Source organism: Rossellomorea sp. DUT-2 (assembly GCF_052665285.1).
On record NZ_JBQPEO010000003.1, the window covers coordinates 58740 to 79479 of the forward strand.

At 41.7% G+C, this 20740-nt stretch carries 21 protein-coding genes; 13 read left to right on the top strand and 8 right to left on the bottom strand.

Features of this window, described 5'->3' with window-relative positions:
• Positions 1-30: 30 nt before the first annotated feature.
• Together ACOSV2_RS11120 and pxpB are read right to left on the bottom strand one after the other, a co-directional pair.
• Complete coding sequence (locus ACOSV2_RS11120; RefSeq protein WP_428975140.1) at positions 31-1035, bottom strand: 5-oxoprolinase subunit C family protein; 1005 nt, start codon at positions 1033-1035, stop codon at positions 31-33.
• On the bottom strand, positions 1032-1751 hold the full coding sequence (pxpB, locus tag ACOSV2_RS11125; protein WP_428975141.1) for a 5-oxoprolinase subunit PxpB: 720 nt from the start codon (positions 1749-1751) through the stop codon (positions 1032-1034). The genes ACOSV2_RS11120 and pxpB overlap by 4 nt, the downstream gene beginning before the upstream one ends.
• Positions 1752-2248: 497 nt before the next feature.
• Between pxpB and ACOSV2_RS11130 the strand changes: the two genes are divergently transcribed.
• Together ACOSV2_RS11130 and ACOSV2_RS11135 are read left to right on the top strand one after the other, a co-directional pair.
• The gene (locus ACOSV2_RS11130) at positions 2249-3442 is read left to right on the top strand and encodes an MFS transporter (RefSeq protein ID WP_428975142.1); all 1194 of its coding nucleotides are present in this window, start codon (positions 2249-2251) and stop codon (positions 3440-3442) included.
• Between the two features lie 247 nt (positions 3443-3689).
• Entirely contained in the window at positions 3690-6434 is a 2745-nt protein-coding gene (locus ACOSV2_RS11135; protein ID WP_428975143.1) for a GTP-binding protein, read from the top strand.
• A 66-nt stretch (positions 6435-6500) separates the two neighbouring features.
• On the opposite strand, the gene ACOSV2_RS11140 is transcribed toward ACOSV2_RS11135, so the two are convergent.
• Positions 6501-7364, bottom strand: coding sequence for an STAS domain-containing protein (locus tag ACOSV2_RS11140; protein ID WP_113968528.1), 864 nt, complete (start codon positions 7362-7364; stop codon positions 6501-6503).
• Positions 7365-7620: 256 nt separating this feature from the next.
• Here ACOSV2_RS11140 and ACOSV2_RS11145 point away from each other — a divergent pair, with 256 nt between their 5' ends.
• The 3 genes from ACOSV2_RS11145 to ACOSV2_RS11155 all read left to right on the top strand — a co-directional run bounded on the left by ACOSV2_RS11145 (position 7621) and on the right by ACOSV2_RS11155 (position 9964).
• Complete coding sequence (locus ACOSV2_RS11145; RefSeq protein WP_397553112.1) at positions 7621-8430, top strand: basic amino acid ABC transporter substrate-binding protein; 810 nt, start codon at positions 7621-7623, stop codon at positions 8428-8430.
• A gap of 158 nt (positions 8431-8588) precedes the next feature.
• Positions 8589-9245 carry an amino acid ABC transporter permease gene (locus ACOSV2_RS11150; protein WP_113968774.1) on the top strand — a complete coding sequence of 219 codons (657 nt, stop codon included), beginning with the start codon at positions 8589-8591 and terminating at the stop codon, positions 9243-9245.
• Entirely contained in the window at positions 9242-9964 is a 723-nt protein-coding gene (locus ACOSV2_RS11155; protein WP_113968530.1) for an amino acid ABC transporter ATP-binding protein, read from the top strand. Before ACOSV2_RS11150 ends, ACOSV2_RS11155 begins: the two co-directional genes overlap by 4 nt.
• Positions 9965-10083: 119 nt before the next feature.
• Here the strand turns inward: ACOSV2_RS11155 and ACOSV2_RS11160 are convergent, their stop codons facing one another.
• Genes ACOSV2_RS11160 through ACOSV2_RS11175 form a run of 4 tightly spaced genes read right to left on the bottom strand, consistent with a single transcriptional unit; the run spans position 10084 to position 13862 of the window.
• Positions 10084-10614 (bottom strand): RNA polymerase sigma factor, encoded by a 531-nt coding sequence (locus ACOSV2_RS11160; protein ID WP_428975144.1) that lies wholly within the window; start codon positions 10612-10614, stop codon positions 10084-10086.
• A 24-nt stretch (positions 10615-10638) separates the two neighbouring features.
• Entirely contained in the window at positions 10639-12606 is a 1968-nt protein-coding gene (locus ACOSV2_RS11165; protein ID WP_428975145.1) for a DUF6449 domain-containing protein, read from the bottom strand.
• Positions 12578-13480, bottom strand: coding sequence for an ABC transporter ATP-binding protein (locus ACOSV2_RS11170; RefSeq protein ID WP_428975146.1), 903 nt, complete (start codon positions 13478-13480; stop codon positions 12578-12580). The genes ACOSV2_RS11165 and ACOSV2_RS11170 overlap by 29 nt, the downstream gene beginning before the upstream one ends.
• The gene (locus ACOSV2_RS11175) at positions 13467-13862 is read right to left on the bottom strand and encodes a GntR family transcriptional regulator (protein WP_428975147.1); all 396 of its coding nucleotides are present in this window, start codon (positions 13860-13862) and stop codon (positions 13467-13469) included. Before ACOSV2_RS11175 ends, ACOSV2_RS11170 begins: the two co-directional genes overlap by 14 nt.
• A gap of 305 nt (positions 13863-14167) precedes the next feature.
• On the opposite strand from ACOSV2_RS11175, the gene ACOSV2_RS11180 reads away from it, so the two are divergent.
• Both ACOSV2_RS11180 and ACOSV2_RS11185 read left to right on the top strand, forming a co-directional pair.
• The gene (locus ACOSV2_RS11180; RefSeq protein WP_428975148.1) at positions 14168-14983 is read left to right on the top strand and encodes a ZIP family metal transporter; all 816 of its coding nucleotides are present in this window, start codon (positions 14168-14170) and stop codon (positions 14981-14983) included.
• 80 nt (positions 14984-15063) lie between these two features.
• Positions 15064-15606: a histidine phosphatase family protein gene (locus ACOSV2_RS11185; RefSeq protein WP_428975149.1), complete on the top strand. Its 543-nt coding sequence runs from the start codon at positions 15064-15066 to the stop codon at positions 15604-15606.
• Positions 15607-15642: 36 nt separating this feature from the next.
• On the opposite strand, the gene ACOSV2_RS11190 is transcribed toward ACOSV2_RS11185, so the two are convergent.
• Positions 15643-15966 (bottom strand): general stress protein, encoded by a 324-nt coding sequence (locus tag ACOSV2_RS11190; RefSeq protein WP_428975150.1) that lies wholly within the window; start codon positions 15964-15966, stop codon positions 15643-15645.
• A gap of 128 nt (positions 15967-16094) precedes the next feature.
• Here ACOSV2_RS11190 and ACOSV2_RS11195 point away from each other — a divergent pair, with 128 nt between their 5' ends.
• The 6 genes from ACOSV2_RS11195 (at position 16095) to ACOSV2_RS11220 (ending at position 20738) form a co-directional block, all read left to right on the top strand.
• Positions 16095-16421: a thioredoxin family protein gene (locus ACOSV2_RS11195; protein ID WP_428975151.1), complete on the top strand. Its 327-nt coding sequence runs from the start codon at positions 16095-16097 to the stop codon at positions 16419-16421.
• A gap of 203 nt (positions 16422-16624) precedes the next feature.
• On the top strand, positions 16625-17167 hold the full coding sequence (locus ACOSV2_RS11200; protein ID WP_428975152.1) for an RNA polymerase sigma factor: 543 nt from the start codon (positions 16625-16627) through the stop codon (positions 17165-17167).
• Positions 17148-18314, top strand: a complete 1167-nt coding sequence (locus tag ACOSV2_RS11205) for a DL-endopeptidase inhibitor IseA family protein (RefSeq protein ID WP_428975873.1) — start codon at positions 17148-17150, stop codon at positions 18312-18314. Before ACOSV2_RS11200 ends, ACOSV2_RS11205 begins: the two co-directional genes overlap by 20 nt.
• Before the next feature lie 364 nt (positions 18315-18678).
• Positions 18679-18978 carry a hypothetical protein gene (locus ACOSV2_RS11210; protein ID WP_428975153.1) on the top strand — a complete coding sequence of 100 codons (300 nt, stop codon included), beginning with the start codon at positions 18679-18681 and terminating at the stop codon, positions 18976-18978.
• 237 nt (positions 18979-19215) lie between these two features.
• Positions 19216-19806: a DedA family protein gene (locus ACOSV2_RS11215; protein WP_428975154.1), complete on the top strand. Its 591-nt coding sequence runs from the start codon at positions 19216-19218 to the stop codon at positions 19804-19806.
• A 170-nt stretch (positions 19807-19976) separates the two neighbouring features.
• Positions 19977-20738: a threonine/serine exporter family protein gene (locus ACOSV2_RS11220; RefSeq protein ID WP_113968541.1), complete on the top strand. Its 762-nt coding sequence runs from the start codon at positions 19977-19979 to the stop codon at positions 20736-20738.
• The last annotated feature ends 2 nt before the right edge of the window (positions 20739-20740 follow it).

Here is a 20740-nt window from a genome sequence, read left to right on the forward strand (position 1 = left end):
GCTCCTTTGCTGTCATGTCATGGGTTGAAACTACGAGTTGAATTTCAAGGCAACACCTTGTTTTAAATGTCTTACTTGTCGTTCACGATCTATGTAGAGTTCCTGGGCTTTTTCATGAGAAACAATCGTAAAGGTCAACTCTTCTCCAGGCTTTGCTTGAGCTATCAAAGGAAGATCCACTGATGCGATTTGACCGATTCTTGGATAGCCTCCCGTCGTTTGCCGATCCGCTAACAGAACAATAGCCTTCCCATTCGAAGGAACCTGAATCGTCCCAAAGGCAACCGCTTCTGAAATCATATCATAATCCTTCTCGAGATGGAGGGACGGACCTTCCAAACGGTAGCCCATTCGATCTGATTGAGCAGACACCTTAAAGGGTTCACTGAAGAAGTGTTCCCGGCTTTCTGGTGAAAATAGATCGTACTCGGATCCCGGTATCACTCGAATGTTTTTTTTCTGTTGATAAGCCGAGATGAATTCAGATGAGATGGACCACTCAATTTCTGTGAAATCATTGCCCTCTAAATAGGGAAGTAAATATTCGATAATATTTTCAGATTCTTTCTTAATCGTTCCTGGTTCAAGGTGGTCACCTTCTTTTAAGGAGCGACCATTCAATCCTCCAATCCCTGCTCTTACGTAAGTTGATTTGCTGTTCATCACCGTTTCTACATTGAATCCACCTGCTATCGCAAGGTAACTGCGGCAGCCACTCTTGCATGCTCCGAATTTGAGAACACTTCCAGCTTTGATTAATAGTGATCTCCTTAAAGGAACCGGCTTCCCGTCAATGGTTGGAGATAAGTCTCCTCCACAAATGGAGATAAGGGTGGTTTCCCGGAACTCAAGCGTTGGACCCATAAGTGTCATTTCAAGAGTAGCCTCGTTTTCATCATTCCCTACAAGCAGATTAGAGATTTTATGAGCGAGAGGATCCATACTCCCACTGACGATGACACCATATTTTTGATAGCCATACCTTCCCAGGTCCTGAATCGTTGAAAGGAGACCCGGTTTCATTACATTAATCATTGTTCCTCCTCCAATGCTTTATATTCTTCCAGAGAAATGGGGGTGAAACGAATTCGATCTCCTGCTTTTAGTAAGCTTGGTGAGTCGTCGTTTTTTGGTTTGAATAATTTTAAGGGGGTACGGCCAATCAGCTGCCATCCCCCCGGTGTTTGAATCGGGTAAACGCCTGTTTGTTCCCCGGCAATCCCAACTGAGCCTGCCGGGATTTTGAGACGGGGTGATTCTCTTCTCGGTGTCGCAATATCCGGGGACATGCCTCCGATATAAGGGAATCCCGGGGCGAACCCAATCATGTACACGAGGTAGTCACCATTGGAATGTTTCGCGATGACTTCTTCAGTAGACATGTGATTGTGGTTCGCGACTTCTTCAAGGTCTGGTCCAAATTCTCCACCGTAGCAGACGGGAATGTCGACGATTCGCGAATCTGATTGTTCACCGAATGTAAGTTGGGAAAGCATATGTTCAATTTCTGAACAGACAATCTTGTACGGTAATGTATTCTGAAAAGGTTTGTGAGATTCGATGATTTTGATCGGATCGTAATAAAGTGTGACGGTTGTAAATGCCGGGATGATTTCCACAAGCCATTCGATTGTCCGGGTTTCAAAAAAGGTGGTGACGGTTTTAACCATTTCGTGTGTTTCTTGCTGTATTGAGTTCCCTAATTGTATAACGATGGCATGATCACCTAGGGGTCGTAACGAATAATTCAAAGAACTACCTCCAGTCGTGTATGTATGTTTATAAAAAATAGAAAATAATTATGTAGGATTAGGCGTGCAAATAAGATTATTCAGAAATTTACGCCATGTTGTTATTATAGTATAATTCTTTGTCTTTTCAATAAAAGGTTGGGAATTAGATGGTTCTTCCAACCGTATTGTGTGTGGTGGTCTGGAAATTTTGCATTCGTTTTTTTGGCTCATTCGAGTGAAACGTTCGTTTCACTCGCCTTTCAGCTGGCACTGAATGGCCGGGGAGAGAAGAAGAGCCAAAAAAAACAGGTAGTATTACTTTCCCTCTATGTATTGGATTCAATCAAAAAAATTCTCGGGATTCATGGTGCAATATTTGTAAAAAACTAGCATGTTTTCGCCGGTTTTAAATCGTATCGCATTTGTGTTTTATGTGCTATTATTTAGTAATCCGAAATATTATCCTCCTGAATGTATTGGGAGGATTATTGATAGATGTGAAAGGAGGTTTTCTTATGGATAAGGTAAAGGATCCTTTATGGACGAGGTCTTTTATTATGCTGATGGTAGGAAACTTGTTTGTGTTTATGTCGTTTCAAATGCTGATACCGACGCTTCCGCCTTATATAAAGTCGATCGGGGCTTCAGGTTTGGAAATTGGATTAGTGACAACGTTATTTTCGATAGGTGCAGTGTTAAGCAGGCCATTCATTGGGTTTATGTTGGAGTATAGGGACAGGAAACCTCTCGTTCTGATAGGCGGGGTCTCGTTATTGTTGATTACGGTGATTTATCCATTGTCCAGTGTGGTATTCATCTTTCTTTTATTCAGGTTTGTACACGGATTGGCGTGGGGATGGTCCACAACGGTGAATGGGACGGCAGCCGTGGATGTGGTGCCGAAATCTCGCTTAGGTGAAGGGATGGGGTATTACGGATTGTCGATTACGATAGGAATGATTATAGCTCCGAGTCTCGGGATTTATTTATTCCAGGTAACGACGTTCACGAACCTGATCATTACTTCCAGTGCATTGGGTGTCATCGCGGTTATCTTGTTAGGTGTCGTTCATTACCGTACACCTCAAGTCGTCAAAGAAACGAAAAAGGAAGACTTGAAGTTTTCATACCTGGGTTCATTAGTTGAAAAATCCAGCTGGTTTCCAGCGTTCATTACGATAATGGTGACCTTTGGCTACGGGTCGATCGTTACCTTTATCGTCATCTTTGGGGAAGAACGTGGAATCCAGCATATCTTCTTGTTCTATTTATGTAATGCGATCATGGCATCCCTATCAAGACCGATTGCAGGGAAATGGTTTGATGAACGCGGACCTAAGGGGCTTGTTCTCTTTTGTATCGTGATTACCTTTATCGGGATGTGGGTATTATCCTATGCCCATTCTGATTTCCTCATCATCGTATCAGGTATTTTGTTTGGAGTTGGATTTGGATCTCTTATTCCAACACTCCAATCCTGGACTTTGTCATTAACTCCTGACAATAGAAGGGGAGTAGCCAATGGGATGTTTTTCTCTTCCATTGATCTTGGGATCGGCTTAAGCGGCTTAGTATTCGGAGTGCTTGCACAATATGTTGAGACGGGTGTATTATTCCAAATTTCAAGCTTATTCCTGCTCATTGCTTTAGTTGTAGCGATACTGGAAGGGCGCAAACAAAAAAAGTTTGTTCACCAGACATCCGCCTAGTTTGATGGCTGAACAATGGTGGTAAGTAAAAAGGACTATCTGTTTTTGAAGGCACAAGCAGCCTTTAGTAACGGGTAGTCCTTTCTTCTGTAATGGAAGTGATCCCTATGAATCACGGCAGAAAGTATCAATCGGAAATTGAAAAGGAAATGAAATTTTATCCCAAGGAAATTCTGTTAGAATGATAGAAATAGACTAGTCTGTGAGGTTCCTTTAACAGGGGGATTCACATATAACGGAGGACATTATGACAGAAGAAAAATTACTAATGGAAAAGTCATTCTATGGAACTTTTTTAGTAGACTATGACACGAACCGTCATCCAATTGAAGTGCTTGGTCAAGCTTTTGTAGAAGAGCAGCAAAATGAGCCGTATGATTTAACGTTCATTCGCTATGCTCAGGGTGAGGTCTATTTTCATAGCAAGGACTATGAAGCGGCTATTTTCAAATGGGAAAGCATCCAGAACGAATTAGAACCCTGGGCTAAGAAGAATATCGCGGATTCTTACTATGAGATTGGGTTGTTATCGTCAGCGGAGGATGTCTATACAGCTATTCAAACGGAAAGCACGATATTAACGCTGGAAGTATCCCTGCAGCTATTCTCTCTTTATATCGAACGAAATAAGATTCAGTCAGCTTATCGTACCATCGACAAAGCCTTGGCGATCGATCCGGATTATCCCAACGTAACTGAACTTGCCCGGGCTTTTTATGAAGAACAAGAGGACTGGAATAAAGCCGTGGAACTGGCGGTTCAGGAATCGATCCGTACCCAGGACCCTGCCTGGTTCATGATTCTGAGGGAATATGGGGATCAAGGTTACACAACATCCTTTGCACCTACCTATTTCTACGACTTACTGATTGCGGTCTATGAAAAGGATCGTAAACAATTTAAGGATCTCGTGTCTGCTCTGTGGACAAGTTACAGAAGCAATCCGGTCGCACATATTGAATGGATGCTGACGGTCAATACAGTCTTTGAATATGTAGAAATACTCCCGAACGAATCATGGGAGGACATCTTACACCAATTCCAGGAAGCATACGTAGGATTCCTGGAAGGCAACTACTTAGTGAAAGACCTGGAAGGCTTTATGCCAAGCATGCTGAGCAATTGGCTGAAAGTGAGCAGGGATCATCAACCACTTTTCCCGGCAGCGGCCGTTTTAGCCTGGAACGATGTCTTTTCGTACAGTATTGAACAGATGGTGACGGATGAGGCGGAAATGATCCTGCTGGAAGGAGACTCCTATCAAGCCCGCTTTGAAGACATTATTCTGTTCTTAAATAAAATTATGGATTGGTCAGAACGAAATGATGCTTCTGTAGGTTATAAAACAAAATGGATTGCGGAGCAGTTAATGGATCTGAGTGAACACCACTTATTAATTGCAGGGAGTGGCTCAAGCGGAAAATCTTCCTTCGTTCAATCCGTTTTAGGCGAGAGCGTCGGTGAGGCTGAAGACTCCACCATCATTTATAGCTATCATGATCAGCAGGTAGAAGTGAAGGAGATTCACGATCATGGTGTTCACAAAGTCGAGAGCATAGCTGATTTTGAAGAGCTGATGCAAAGGGAAGCATTCGTAGAATACAAGCTCCCGTCTGAGTTTCTTAAGAAAAATAGAAGTGCCATCATTGACGTTCAAACCGGCAAAAGGCATCTGGATGATCTAACGGCCTTTTATCCTGTAGCGGATGGATTACTGTATGTCTTGAATGCCGATGCCCCGTTTAATGCAGAGGACAGACAAACCTTAAGAAAATTAGCGGAAATCGGACAGCCTGTGAACGTACATTTCTTATTAAATAAGATGGACAAAGTATCTCATTCCGACCGTACAGAAGAGATCATTGAATCAGCCCGAAACAAAGCCCGGGAATGGTTCCCGGACGCAGAGGTATTGCCATATTCATCCCTGGAAGCCGTTCATCTGCAGCGACAGGATGTTCAGTCCTTCCTAAAGAAACAGTATATGATGAATGGAAACGTGCTCAAAGCGGAACGTGGAGCCAAATTATTTTACCTGGTCAGAAAAACACTGAGAGATCTATACTCAAAACGTAAGAATCGTGAAAATGAGTTGAAAGATACAATCGAGAAGAATGAAGATATCCTGACTCGTTTGAACGGCTTTGAAAACTACTTGGGTGACATGCAGAGCGATAAGGTATCAGTCATTAAGGATTCTTTCCATAAAAAGAAAGAAGCGATGAAGAAGGAAATCTCTGAGAAAATTCCCCGTATCCTTAGCGGCTGCTCTGACCTGATCAGTGAAGAAAGTGATTTCAAACAGATCCATACAGAGTTAAATGAAGCGATGAATACGAGGATTCAAGGGTATATCCAAGATGATCTCATGCCCCGTTATGTCAAATCCCTTGAGGAGTGGCTTGGCTTTTCAAAGCAGGAGCTTCAAGACAGCCAGAACTATTTAAATGAGATGAGTGAAACATTCAACGAGTTATTCGGAAAGGATAAAGTCGTTTTACAATGTGATTTCCAAGTAATGGACGACTGGCGCCGGGATGTAAACCGAATGGGAACGAGAGCCCAGATTGATAAAGAGAATATTCTATTGCGCTTTAAACCGGCTCAGTTCCTATTGAAGAGTGCCGGAAAGCTGTTAGGTGTATTACCTCAGAATAAGTCGTTACTCTACAATCAATACAAGCGCTACTTAGAGAACGAAGATTATCAGGATATCACGGCATCTGTCGTCAATAAATTTTTCCTTCAGTTTGATTTGTTCGAAAAATCATTGCAGCAGGATGTTCACTCTTTCTTCGCAGAGCCATTTAAACAACTGGACGTCACGATTAAAGATACAGAAACGGATATTGCAAGCGACAAAGAAACGTTAAAGAAAATGAAAGCAAATCCGGAGCGATATTTCGACCCGATCACTTTATTCGAAGTGAAACTGCTTCAACATGAATATATGGTGAAAGCGAGTTATAAAGCTTCTCATCATTATTCTTAATAAAAAAGACTGATTCTAGAGCGGCAGCACCGCGAGAATCAGTCTTTTTATTTTGCCTCCATCTTCCTACACCTGCAAAAATGAGCTGTTTTCCTGAATTACATCGGCGATGATTCGCTCGAGTGAATTTTCAGTATGGATATTGGAGAAATCCAATCCTAAATGGATGGCTGTCTGGGCAACTTCAGGACGAATCCCGGTGATGACGCTCTTCACTCCAAGCAGATTTAAGGCATCGATGAGGTGGAAGATTTGCTGAGCGACCATGGTATCAACCAATACCACACCTGATAAGTCGATGATCAGCATGGATAAATGGGCATCGGCACTTTGTTGAAGGGTTGCATCTAATATCATACGGGCCCGTGTCGTATCAATATCTCCAATAATAGGCAGAAGTCCTACCTCTGAAGTTAAAGAAATGACCGGTGTACTTAATTCCTTAATCAGGGTTGACTGTGCCTGGAGTCGATTCATTAATATGTTCAGGAACGTGGAAGTGAACGTTTCTAACACATAATCCAATGCGAAATTGATCTTTCGTTCCCACTCGAATACTTCTTTCAACTGGACGTTTACGTTCGATTCTTCCACAAACTTTTCGACATACGTCCAATACACTCTTCTGAACACACCTGAGTTACGAACAACCTCATCGAGAGTCGTACTGGATTTACTTCGATCTGCAGCTGTTTGTGAAGTCCAGTTATAAATCAATTCTTTTGACTCTTCTTGAGAAAGTAACAGACACCTGGCGATGATCTTCACATAATTAGAGTTTTGTTCTTTTATTTTGTTAAGTACCTCTGGAGGAGAATCAGGCGAATAGTGAGATCCGGATTTAATATTCTGGAACTTCAACCAGTCTTCAGTGAAATCTAAGGCATGATCAACTAAGTATTCATATAAATCAGACGAATGTGTATCCATAAACTCTCCCTTTAAACTTGGCTTATACTCTTATTCTGAAACCTATAGAGGAGACTGTCAATGTTAAAGGTATCAATGGAAATAAAACAAAGATATGAGATGCATCTTTTTATACATTTTAATATACAAAAATTCGTATCACTAGAAAGATGATTAGTCTGAAAACTAGTAATTTTCTAATAGTTATTGGTTTTCTAGTAAAAAAGTTGTATAATTATAATTATTAGAAAATACAAACTATTTTAGGGGGCCAATGATGAAGAAGAAAGTAAGAGGATTATTTCTAGTATTGATGATTGGAATGGCAGCGATCATGACTGCCTGTGGAAGTGAAGAAGCAAGCGGAGATAAAAAAGAAAAGCTAGTAGTGGGAACTGATGCAGCCTTTGCTCCATTTGAATATATGGATAAAGGGGAAATTGTCGGATTTGATATTGATTTTTTAGAGGCCGTCATGAAAGAAGCCGGTTATGAGTACGAAGTGAAGAACATTGGATGGGATCCGTTATTTGCAGCCGTTCAAGGCGGCAAGGAAGTCGATATGGGGATTTCCGGGATCACCATCAATGATGATCGTAAAGAAACGTTTGATTTTTCCAATCCTTACTTTGAATCCACTCACATGATCATGTTTGGCGAAGGTGTGGATATCAAAAGTGCCCAGGACCTGAAAGGACTGAAGATCGGGGTTCAAAATGGAACGACCGGTCAGGCGGCAGCAGAGAAAATAGTTGGGCAGAACAGCTCTGATATCTCTAAATACGAAAACAATGTAGTAGCCATTACGGCATTAAAGCAAGGTCAAGTCGATGCTGTTGTAACCGATAATACGGTTGTAAATGAATATGTGAAAAACAATCCGGATGACAATTTCAATACAGTAGAAGATCCGGAAAACTTCGAATCTGAATTTTATGGCTTAATGTTTCCTAAAGACAGTGAGTTGAAGTCTGAATTTGATAAAGCGGTAAAAGAAGTGATTGAAAATGGAACATATGCTGAAATTTATAAAGAATGGTTTGGTACAGAACCGAACACTGACGCTTTATTAGAACAAGCAGAATAAGGGAACAAGGGGCGTAGTGAAAGTAGGGAGGATCTTCTTTATCGATTTTAAAGAGGATTGTTCCTTCTTCACCTGCCCCTTTTATATGAATCTAATTACTACTATTGAAAAGGAAAGCGGGATAACGCCGTTACCGAGACAAAAGGAGTTAGGATATGCTGGATTTCAGATGGGACATTATTGGGGAATACTTACCTTTTTTTCTAAAGGGAGCACTATTAACAATTGGTTTATCGGTGGGAGCCATCTTTTTAGGCTTAATCTTCGGACTGCTGATGGGGATATTCAGAATTTCCCCCTATCTCCTCGTTCGAACACCTTTCATTTGGTACATAAACTTTTTTAGAGGAACACCATTATTCGTGCAGATCCTACTCATTCACTTTGGTGTGATGCCTATGATCATGTCGGAAATTAATCCGGCTGTGTCTGCATTAGTGGCATTATCGTTGAATGCCACAGCGTATATCGCCGAGATCTTCCGTGGGGGCATTCAATCCATTGACCGGGGTCAGATGGAAGCGGCCAGATCTTTGGGGATGACCAATCTCCAGGCGATGAGGCATATCATTATCCCTCAAGCATTTAAGCGGATGATTCCGCCACTTGGAAATGAGTTTATCGTGTTACTGAAAGATTCTTCCCTGGCAGCGGTCATTGCCGCTCCGGAGCTTATGTACTGGGGCCGGGCCATGCAGGGGCAATATTATCGTGTATGGGAACCGTACCTGGCAGTCGCTATTATCTATTTAATCCTTACTCTATCTCTTACGTATCTACTAAACTATATTGAGCGGAGGATGGCAACCGAATGATTAAAGCAGTGAATCTTAAGAAGTCCTTTGGAGAATTAGAAGTATTGAAAGATATCAACGTCAATATAGAACCGCAAGAAGTGGTAGTGGTAATTGGGCCATCGGGTTCAGGAAAATCAACGTTTCTGCGTTGCTTGAACCTTTTGGAATCGATTACCGATGGACATGTCTATATTAAAGATCGGGACATCACGTCCAAGCAAACAGACATCAATAAGGTCCGGACCGATGTAGGGATGGTTTTTCAACAATTTAATCTGTTCCCTCATAAGACGGTGATCCAGAACATTATGCTCTCACCGATGAAGGTGAGAAAGTGGCAAAAAAATAAAGCGGAGCAGAAGGCATTGGAATTACTTGAAAAAGTGGGACTGTCTGAAAAGGCTTATGTGTACCCGGACTCCTTATCAGGAGGGCAGAAACAGCGGGTCGCCATTGCACGGGCACTTGCCATGGAGCCTGAAATCATGCTGTTCGATGAGCCCACTTCAGCCCTTGATCCCGAAATGGTAGGAGAGGTGCTGGAGGTAATGAAACAACTGGCGAAGGAAGGCATGACCATGGTGGTCGTAACCCATGAAATGGGATTTGCCAGAGAAGTAGGGGACCGTGTCATCTTTATGGACGGCGGGTATATCGTGGAAGAAAACCTGCCGTCTGAGCTCTTTGGTAATCCGAAACATGAACGAACCCAGGCGTTTTTAAGTAAAGTGCTATAATATTGGGTCATATGAAGGGGAAACGTTATAAATCTAGAGGTCATATCCCCATTTGAGAACATTTATTTTCAAATCCAAAATTCTACGACAAAAGGAGCCCTTAAACAAGGCTCCTTTTTCTATGCAGTCTGTGCATAAACGATCGAGTACAGCTGCTTTCTTCCCCGGTGAAAACGGGTTTTGACGGTGGAGGGAGAGAGGTTCAGCTTTAAAGCAATCTCCCCATCACTAAGATCCTGTATCACTTTCAATGACATGACTTCCTGCTGAGAAAGTGGCAGCCTCTTAATATTTTCCTGGATGCTGCTCTTAAGAAACCGTGCTTCAATCTCTATTTCCAGAGGGTTATTATCCTGTATGGATTGAACCTCTTCATCAGCTTCCATATAGACTTCATTGCGTTTCGATTCTTTTCGGATGAAATCGATTGTTGTACATCTTGCGATAGAAGTGAGCCAGGACTTCGCTTTCGTCACATCGAGTAAAGTATCCATCCTGATGTAGGCCTTGAGAAAGGTTTCTTGAACGATATCCTGTGATAGATGAGCGTCCTTTGTCATCGTATAAGCGATATGATAGATCAGTTTATGAAATTGTCCATACATCTCCTCTAACGTAAGAGGAGATGGTTGCATCTGTAGTGTTTCCATATGGCTTCACCTCGCTTTCTGTAGTCAATTGTCCGTTTTATTCTTCAGGAATGAAGGCGTATCTTCAGCTTTTAAGCCTCGCACTTCGATATTTCCGTGTGTTTTATACTTGATGATCACTATATATTCATTGGTCATCTGATTGTATACGAGTTGATTCATGATGGCTTCTACGTGTTTGGAGTCCGCTACTTCGATCCCTTTGTTTTCTTTCTTTAACTTAAGGGCTTCGGTATCTGGATCCATGACGTTGAACAGACGGTTACGGTAACGCTCTTGATCGATTACGTACATCCACTCAACGTCAGATGCAGTCACCCTTACATCATCAAGGTATTCATTCTCTTGGAGCCAGGATTCAAATTTTTTATCGTTATTACGCACCCCGACATGGATCCATTGGTTCTCTGAAAGAAGTAATTCAACGTTATAGAGGTTCACTCGGTCGCGATCTTTTATCGTATCATTATAGGTTTCTTCTCTTAATATCCCGACTGCTTCTTTGATTTGTTCCGGGTCGATGATGCTTATGCTCTGTCTATTCCCCATATCAGCATAAATCGACAGCTTGTCTACACTGTTTGAATCTACGGCGAAAATCTCTTCCGTTGTTTCTTTAAAACTTTTCATTTTATATAAAGCAGCATATTGGGATTCAATCTCTTCTATATTCACACGGTAATTCCTCACAAGCTTGCTTCCATCGTGCATCTTGTAATACAGGAAGACCTGCTCACTATCCTCGTCTGTGACGGTGCGATCCTGATTGTTGAGGATTTCCTTATGAAGGTTCAGGACGGCTTTAATGGTTTGAGGGTCATCCATAAAGTGATCCTTGATAAGGCTATCGGGATTGTCTCTAAGGGAATAATAGCTGTGGCTGACATGGACCTTTTCTATACCCTTCATATCAGGAACCTTCTTTTCATATTGAAATAAATCAAATTGGATGAACAGCCCGATAAGAGAGATGGTAATGGCAAACCCTGCATATCCTTTCCAGTGCCGGAATACTCTCCAATGTTTTTGTAACACCATTTCGGCAATATAGTAGCCGATGAATGATCCAATAAAATATCCGAAAATTGTCCAGGTGAAATCCTGATAGATCTCATGGAAGTACATTCCCCCAACAAGCATGAAGCAGAAAGCGACTCCATATTTGAACAGGGGTCTGAGGACAGGATATACAATGGCAAGGGATGCTGCTTCTACTTTTCTCGTTTTATACAATACATACGATAAAACATAGAGTAGGAGAGTGATAGCTATGAACAGTGTTACATCCATTCCGGAAAAGATTTTATTCTCCAGATATACGGCCTTGATGACTGGGGAGTATTGTTCAATTTGGATATTGAAAAAATAATCCTCAGGAAATCCATATAATAGATTTTTCAGGCTGAAGCATACGAGCATAAACATTCCAGCCGGTAATAAGAGCAGGATGTAAGTCATTACTCCCTGTACAGCTGTCAGTCCCGTTATCATGGCCATAAAGGTAGCGGCTGTGAACAGAAGGCTGTTCATAAGAACCGTGATGCCGCACCAGATGAAAATATCTTGAACATCAATAAATTGCTGAAGATCCGTAAATGAATAAAGGGAAAGTAAAATCGCTGTATTCAGTACAATTGGCATGATGAGAATGATAAATCCTGTACCGGTAAAATGGTAAAACAATTTGCTGCGTGTCAGCGGAAGGCTATGCATGAAGTCTGCAGCCTGCTTTACATGTAAATAACGGAAAAGGAAAAGGGATAGGATGACTGGAACGAACAGCATCAAGCCCATTTGGATCGGGTATTGCATTTTAAACAGGTTTTCGTAAATGGCAATCGGATAGGGCTGATTGTCGTTAGATAGTTTACCGATAATGTCAACCGGCAAAGAAAAGAGAAGTCCGATAAAATAAACGATCCCTACCCAGCCAACATTCCGAAGGCTTTGAATGATGACTTCCTTATTGATCCATGATGTTTTGGATGGCATATCCGACGTCCTCCATTTCATAAACAAATATTTCCTCAAGGGTCAACGGTAACATATCGAAAATCACCGGATGATAAGGCTGGATCATGCTTCTCACATGCTTTTCGTCACCTCTTACGATGCAGAGGGATACGCTTCCCCTGGTCTCTTCGTGCAGAAGGTCAAGCTCAGTAAAGAGCTTATGAGGTATCTCACCTTTGAAGGCCAACTGAACTTTATGAATCCCTGATTTTAAATCATCAAGCTCTTTCTCCAATAAAAATCTTCCTTGATGCAAAATTCCGATATGATCACAAATATCTTCCACTTCACGCAGGTTGTGAGAGGAGATAAGGATCGTCATCTCCCGGTTGGCCACTTCTGTGATCAGTACGCTTTTTACCTTCTTACGCACGACAGGGTCTAATCCGTCAAGGGGTTCGTCCAGAATGAGCACATCCGGCTGAGTGGATAATGCAAGAATGAAAGCTGCTTGACGCTGGACGCCTTTGGAAAATTTATGAAGCTTTTTGTGAGGATCTATCCCAAATAGGCCTGTTAGAGATTTATATTGATGCTCATCCCAACGGCTATAGGTGTATTGATAAAATCTTGCCATTTGATTTAAGGTATAGTGAGCGAAGAAAAACGGTTGATCAGGAATGAAAACCATGGTTTCTTTCGTTTGGACATTTTCAAAGACCGGTTTACCTTTTAAATAAATGTCACCACTTTCGGGCTTCAGAACCCCGGAAATGGATTTGAGCAGGGTCGTCTTTCCTGCACCATTTGATCCGAGCAGTCCGTAGATCGATCCTTTTTGAACAGAGAAGGAAACGTCATGAATGATTGTAGTACCTTCAAAGGATTTACTTAATGATTTAATCTCTATCATCAGATTGATTCCCTCCTACCGATGCCTCGATGTCAGCAATCATCTGCTTTAAATCTTCAGGCGTGATCCCTAAATATAGAGCTTCAGACAAAAGTTTAGACAACTCTTCTTTTACTTTCATGATTTTCTCCGCGTTTTGAATGTGATTTGATGGATTAACAAAGCTACCCCGTCCTTTCACAGAATAAATGAACCTTTGAGTTTCGAGTTCCCTATAAGCTTTTTGGATTGTGTTTGGATTTATGGTCAGTTGCTGAGCCAAGGCACGAACGGAAGGCAATTGTTCGTCAGGCTTCAACACCTCATTAATGATTAACTCTTTTAATTTCTCCACTAATTGTTCATAAATGGGCTTTCGACTTCTTAAATCAAGTTCAAACATATCCACCCTCCCAACTGTATACAGTGTACTATGTGTCTTAATACAGTTAAAGTATATAACAAGTTCTGCCAGTTTGGGAAGAGGGGAAATGAAAAATATTTGAGAGAGCTATCTGCCTTGTGGATAAGGTCTCTAGGATTTGGAAGTATAAGAATGATACAAACACAAAAATAGATGAAAAGCATATATATACAAAAGTGAAAATTCGTAGTAAATATGAAATATGACATTTCCTTTGACAAAGAAAGTTTCCTTGATGCAAAATGGTGGTATTCAAAAATTTTTGATCGGAGGAGAGGATTGGCATGTTCTTAGATTGGTTAAGTGGATTCAATCCAGTTGTCCAGGCACTGTTTGGCGGCACGCTGACATGGGGGTTAACCGCACTGGGGGCTGCATCGGTTTTTTTCTTCACCAAAATTGAAAAGCATACATTGAATATGATGCTTGGATTTGCTGCAGGTGTCATGATAGCGGCATCGTTTTGGTCACTTCTTGCTCCTTCTATAGAGTTCAGTGAGCAAAATGGTCAGATTCCATGGCTCGCTCCTGCTATTGGTTTTTTGCTTGGCGGCCTGTTTATTAGACTGTTGGATTTTGTAGTACCTCATTTGCATCTCGGGAACTCAGCGGAAAAAGCCGAGGGACCTTCAACTAAATTTAAAAAATCAACCTTACTATTTCTTGCGATCACCCTTCATAACATTCCTGAAGGTTTAGCCATCGGTGTGGCTTTTGGTGCGGCGTCAATGGGACTTGGTGATGCAACATTGGTAGGGGCAATCGGGCTTGCAATCGGAATTGGCATACAGAACATGCCTGAAGGTGCGGCCCTGTCCATCCCGTTGCGCGGAGAAGGAATGTCACGTCTGAGGTCCTTCAACTATGGTCAGCTTTCAGCCATCGTTGAACCCATTGCTGCCGTAATTGGTGCAGCTGCTGTTCTTTTAGTGCAGCCATTGCTTCCTTACGCACTTGCTTTTGCCGCAGGGGCCATGATTTTCGTGGTAGTAGAAGAGCTGATCCCAGAGTCTCAGTCCTCTGGAAGTACAGACTTGGCTACATTGGGACTCATGGTTGGATTTGTTGTGATGATGATTCTGGACGTATCATTGGGATAATAAAAGTAAGCATGCGGCTTAGATCGCATGCTTTTTTCTTTTCCAAATAATCGTATAATGAAAGGGAAGGGGGCGGAAATGTGAAGATTGGTCTCGTGAGGCATTTTAAAGTAACAAGAGGATATCCTAATAGATTTGTGACATCCGACGATTTAATGAAGTGGGTAGAAGAGTACGATGAGTCTGATGTAGAAGAGAATGAGGTTGATCTTCATGATATTGAATGGAGGAAGTGCTACGCAAGTGACTTAACCAGGGCAGAAGTAACAGCTCGAAATGTCTATGCCGGGGATATCGTTTCGTTGAAGGAACTACGTGAAATCAGACTATCCCCCATATTCAGTTCCAAGAGAAAGCTTCCACTGTTTTTACATTTGTTTATGATCCGTGTAGCCTGGTGGTTTAATCATCGTTCTCAGCCTGAAAGCAAGAATGAGATCCTCAAAAGAATCAACGGGATTGTCGATAAGGTCATACAAGAGGGTGAGGACGTTCTCATTGTAGGTCACGGCGGAATTATGATGTTTATGAGAAAAGAGCTGATTAAACGAGGGTTTAAAGGTCCTAAGTTTAGAAGACCGGTAAACGGGAAGCTTTATGTTTTTCAAGACAAAAAAGGATGATTCCGGGGAATCATCCTAAGTCAATTTTCTAAAAGGTTAGTTCTTAACAATCAATAATATCTTTCCTTCATCGAGCTTTTCTTCGTACTGATCCGCTTCTTCGTGAGAAAATCCAACTTCCATCAGCTTGTTTCGGAGTTCGTCACCTTTTTTCAGAATCATGTTCCCCACTGCAGTCCCAATGCCTGTTTCCTTTACACCGATTTCATTGGCTTCCGCTCGATCAGCTACTCTGTCCGTCCGGTCATCATCATGGGATAATACATAAAGATTATTTTTGTCCACTCCTTGAGAAGAAAGCTTTTCAACTTCTGTAATTAATTCCTTATCGTCATAAAATTCCTTAACAGTCGGTTTCATTTCAGGTCTCCTCCATCATTCAAATTGTTTTGTTGTTTATCTTTTCCCGCGGGTTCTTAATGGTAAACGTTTGGAGATGTGGGTATACCTATTATGAAGGTTAAATCAAAGAAGGGAGGCCATAAGATATGGAGGAAGTTCATTCTTTAGAAACAATCAAGGCTACACTGGCAGGGGAAAAGATGGTGTTACTATACATATCCAGACGAAACTGCTCTGTTTGTCATGCTCTCTTGCCACAGGTGAAAGGGGTATTAGAAGATTTTCAAGATGTTAAGTCCATTCATGCCGACGCAGAAGAAATGCCGGAAATAGCTGGTGAGTTCTCCATCTTTACTGTACCGGTCGTCATCGTATTTGTAGAGGGAAAAGAAATGTTCAGGAAGGCCCGATTTGTTCCAATCGATGAGTTACATACCCAAATTTCCCGTTTGGTGAAGATGTTAGACAACTAAACAAACGTTTGATTAAGAATGGAAGTTGTTGACCTGACAAGGTAGAAAGGGTTAAACGGTTGTTTAAGAACATGATATCTCCGTCATATGGAAAGAAATCTAAAATCGTGAGCTGTTTTGAAACGGCTCTTTTTTATTGGGGGAAATTGAAACCTTTGGAGTTAGTGAAACGACTAATATTTACAGTTAAGGGGGGAAGGCCGTTGAAAGAGGATCAGGGTCAGTTAGAAAAGATTTACGAAACTTACTTTCACGATGTCTATCAGTACCTATTATATTTTACAAACAATTATTCCGAAGCAGAGGATTTAACTCAAGATACATTTATGCGTGTTTTCAAAAGTTACCGCAACTTCAAACACCAATCTTCCAAGAAAACGTGGATCATATCTATTGCCAAACGCACGGCCATTGATCATTACCGAAAGCGGAGGTTCATTTCACTGCTTCCAGAAGCCTTAATGAATCTACGTAAAAGTGAAGATGGCCTCCCTGATCAAGAAATGGAAAAAAATGAAGAGTGGAGAGTGCTACAAGCAGCTCTCTTTACCTTGAAGGCGGATTATCGAAATGTCGTCATCCTAAGAGGATTGAGAGAATACTCCGTCAAAGAAACGGCAGAAATCCTTGAATGCAAGCCTTCCAAGGTAAAGGTCGATTATCATCGGGCCATCAAGCTGTTAAAAAAGCAATTAGGACATTCCATTGAAGGGGCGGTGCTGAGTGATGAACGAAAAATTCAATGATAATTTTCTACATTCATTAAAAAATCGACCAGATCTTGCTCCCCGCAAAGAGTTCAAGGAAGAACTGAAAACCAAGTTATTTGAAGAAATGCCCGAACCTAAGCAAAGTAGAACCAAAGGAAGAAGCTTGGTTCCGAATCTATTGGTGGCAGCCTTCATAATGGCCGGTATATTTTTATCCGTCGATCTGATTGGAATAGGAATGGACGGTCAGAACGCTCCACAGGATCAAGACATAGTTCAACCAGTAGAACCAACCATCGAGGAACCAACCGAGCTGGATGAGACGACTGCCGACAAACTGATTGGAGAGGCGTTTAATCGATATGATTCCATCCTTAACGATGAAGGAACTGGTCAAGCCTTTGAGTATAAAGGGGAGCTCTATCGGTATATGAGTGAAGAATTTGACTCAAAGGAAAAGGTGGTTCATTACTTAGCAGAAAGCTTTACGCCTGATGCGGCTCAGCAGCTGATCGAGAATCACCCCTTTATCGTTTACAAAGGAAAACTGGCACAACCCGATGTGTCTTATGAAGCTAGCTATGAATGGACCAACACTACCGCAATCAAAGTGAGGACTTCAGAAACAATGAGTGATGTGACATACGAGATTCCGGTTTCGGAAGGTTCCAGGGAAGTAAACGTTCAAAGTTTCAGGATGCTTTATGATCAGAGATGGAAATTCAGTGTAGTGATGCCATTTTCTTTTAGAGTAATAGAAAAGGTGGAGAAAAGCAGTGAATCCAGTCTCGCGCTGACACAGGAAGAAATGGAGGCCTATCACGAGTTTTCTCAGGATCCAACAGAAGCACATTTGAAAGATTTGTCTCCCATTAGTATAGCGAAGATTTATGTTCAGGCATCGTTGGATGAACGATACGATTTGGTCTATGAAATGTACACGGACAGACCAGAGTATGTACGCTGGACAAAACAAGAAGATGCGAATATCCCCCAATCAGACCGGGGAACAAAGGATGATATACTGAGTACTTTCGATGGAATTGAAGACGGTGAATTCATTCAAACGAGCGACAATGATGGCTATATCAAGTATGACAATGGTGGAGAGGGCTTTATGGGCTTTCAGATGATCAAAGATGAGGATGGCTATTGGAGCGTAGGATTCATGCCTATTCAGTAGTCCAATTCACCTGGAATAGAAGAGCAATAAAAAAGGCTATTCTATAAGACGTGTATAGCATTTTTATTAATCTATATCTAGAAACTCATGCTTAGAAAGTTGATTGGAGCGGAAGGTGCTCGACTCCTGCGGGAATAGCGGGAAAGTTGAGACCCCGCAGGGCAAAGCCCGAGGAGGCTCAACTCACGCCCCGCGGAAAGCGAGCACCTGGAGCGGAAATCAACCACTACTCGCTTGTATAAGAAAAAATCTATAAAAAGAGCTGCTAAAAAAAGTAGCTCTTTTGTCATGGTTCAGTGAATAGGTATATAATAGAGAGTATAGGAGTATAGTAGTCATGAAGAAATAAAAGGGGGCTTGATGAATGATCAGATTGTCTGGAACAAAGAAAGTCATGTTACTGTGTTTAGCAATCATCCTCTTAATAGTAGCCAACCGGATTTCCAGTGTGCAACACCTGACCGCAAGAATCGCCACCAACCTGTATGTTAGCCTGAAATATCAGGATCTTGACCTCGAATACCAAAACGTCGAATTCTCACCCCAGTTTGGAGATTATTCTGTAGCGTATAAGGACAAGGATGGTAAAGTCTATGGATTCATGGTTACCCCTAAGTCAATGCCCGTCATCATACTTCACGATCCTCTTAATGAGTCACCTTAATCAAGTCTGAAAAAGTAATCTTCATATCTATTAAAATCTCTTTTTCATGTATAAAACATATAAAGGTGTGAACATAGAAATCATAGATGATCCGGACCCGCTCCTATAAAGAGGCAGGTCTTTTTTATGTGAAGAAAATACACCCCAGGTCTTAGAAACAATTACTTCTACGGCTTCTGTTAGCATATGGGCGATTTTTTTATACTTAAGGTATTCGTTCATATAGGAGTGACCTTGATGGAAGAAATCATGGCAAATTACACGGCTGAGTGGGGGTTATGGGGTGTATTGCTTTCTTTATTTATTGAAGGAAGTGCTTTCCCTTTTGTGGGCACTTTTTTTATCGTAACAATGGGATTTATTATAGAATTAACGTGGCTGGAGATAGGAGTCATTTCTCTAGTAGGAAGCTTTCTCTATACAGCCGGGAGCTATATTCCTTATTTTATCAGCTTAAAATTAGGTGCGAAGCTTGAGGCCAAACTCAACCCTGAAAAAAGGAAGAAGCTTAAAGAAGCGCAGGAAAAGTTCAGCAGCTACGGAATCTGGAGCGTAGCGATCGCAAGCCCCCTTCACTTAGGAAATGTCATTCCCTTCATGGCAGGCATGGCAAAAATGAATCTGAAAGTGTATTCTCTCCTTACTATGCTGGGTATTGCTCCGTCTACCTTTTTATTCTTAAGTATAGGCAAGTTCTATGAGGGTGATAGAGAAGTGATTATGGCGCTGGTAGAAGAATATCAACTGTTGGTTCTGACAGGGTTTGTGCTGGTCACTGCTTCGTACATTCTTTTTAAAAGGAAGAGAGAAAAGGGAATAGGAGGATGACAAGTAAAGATTCTGAGACTGGAGATTTTCGACAAGTTGCTCGATCATTCGACCCTAACACCCTCTACACAGATTAAAACTACGTTAAATCATCCCGTTCCTCATTGATTACACCCCTTCTTTCCGATAAACTAGACCTATTCAAAAAATAGCACGTGTGGAGAGATCGTATGGAAGCAAAAATGATAAGAAGATATGACATTATGGAAGTCAGCTTGCTGGCGGGTAAGATCATGTTGCAAAGTGGTGCAGAGACGTATCGCGTCGAGGATACGATGATGCGCATCGCCGCTTCTTATGGGATTTCAGAATCTCACAGTTATGTGACGCCTACCGGGATCATCTTTTCGATTGAAACGTCTGAACCAACGAAAACGAAGCTGATTCGAATTAACGAGCGATCGACTGATCTTGAAAAAGTAACCCTCGTGAATAGTATTTCAAGGCAAATCAGTAAGGGGCACCTCACCCTTGAAGAAGCCTACAATGCCCTGGAAAAACTGGATCAATCTGATCTATCATACTCCTTTGTGATTCAAGTATTGGCCGCTTCGATTGCCAGTGGTTGTTTTCTCATCATGTTCCAGGGGATGTGGAAGGACTTCATTCCTGCTCTGATCACAGGAGGTGTCGGGTTTACGAGCCTGATTTATTTACACCGCCTCGTTCCCATCAAATTCTTTGCTGAGTTTCTTGCTTCCTTTATTATCGGAATGCTTTCCTATGGATTCGTCCAGCTTGGAGTCGGACAGGAGTTGGATAAGATTATTATTGGATCAGTGATGCCCCTGGTTCCCGGTCTCCTTATCACAAATGCCGTGCGGGATTTAATGGCAGGACATTTGGTATCGGGATTATCGAAGGGAGCAGAAGCTTTTTTAACAGCGTTTGCCATCGGGACGGGTATTGCCGTAGTTTTCACTCTGACGTAGAG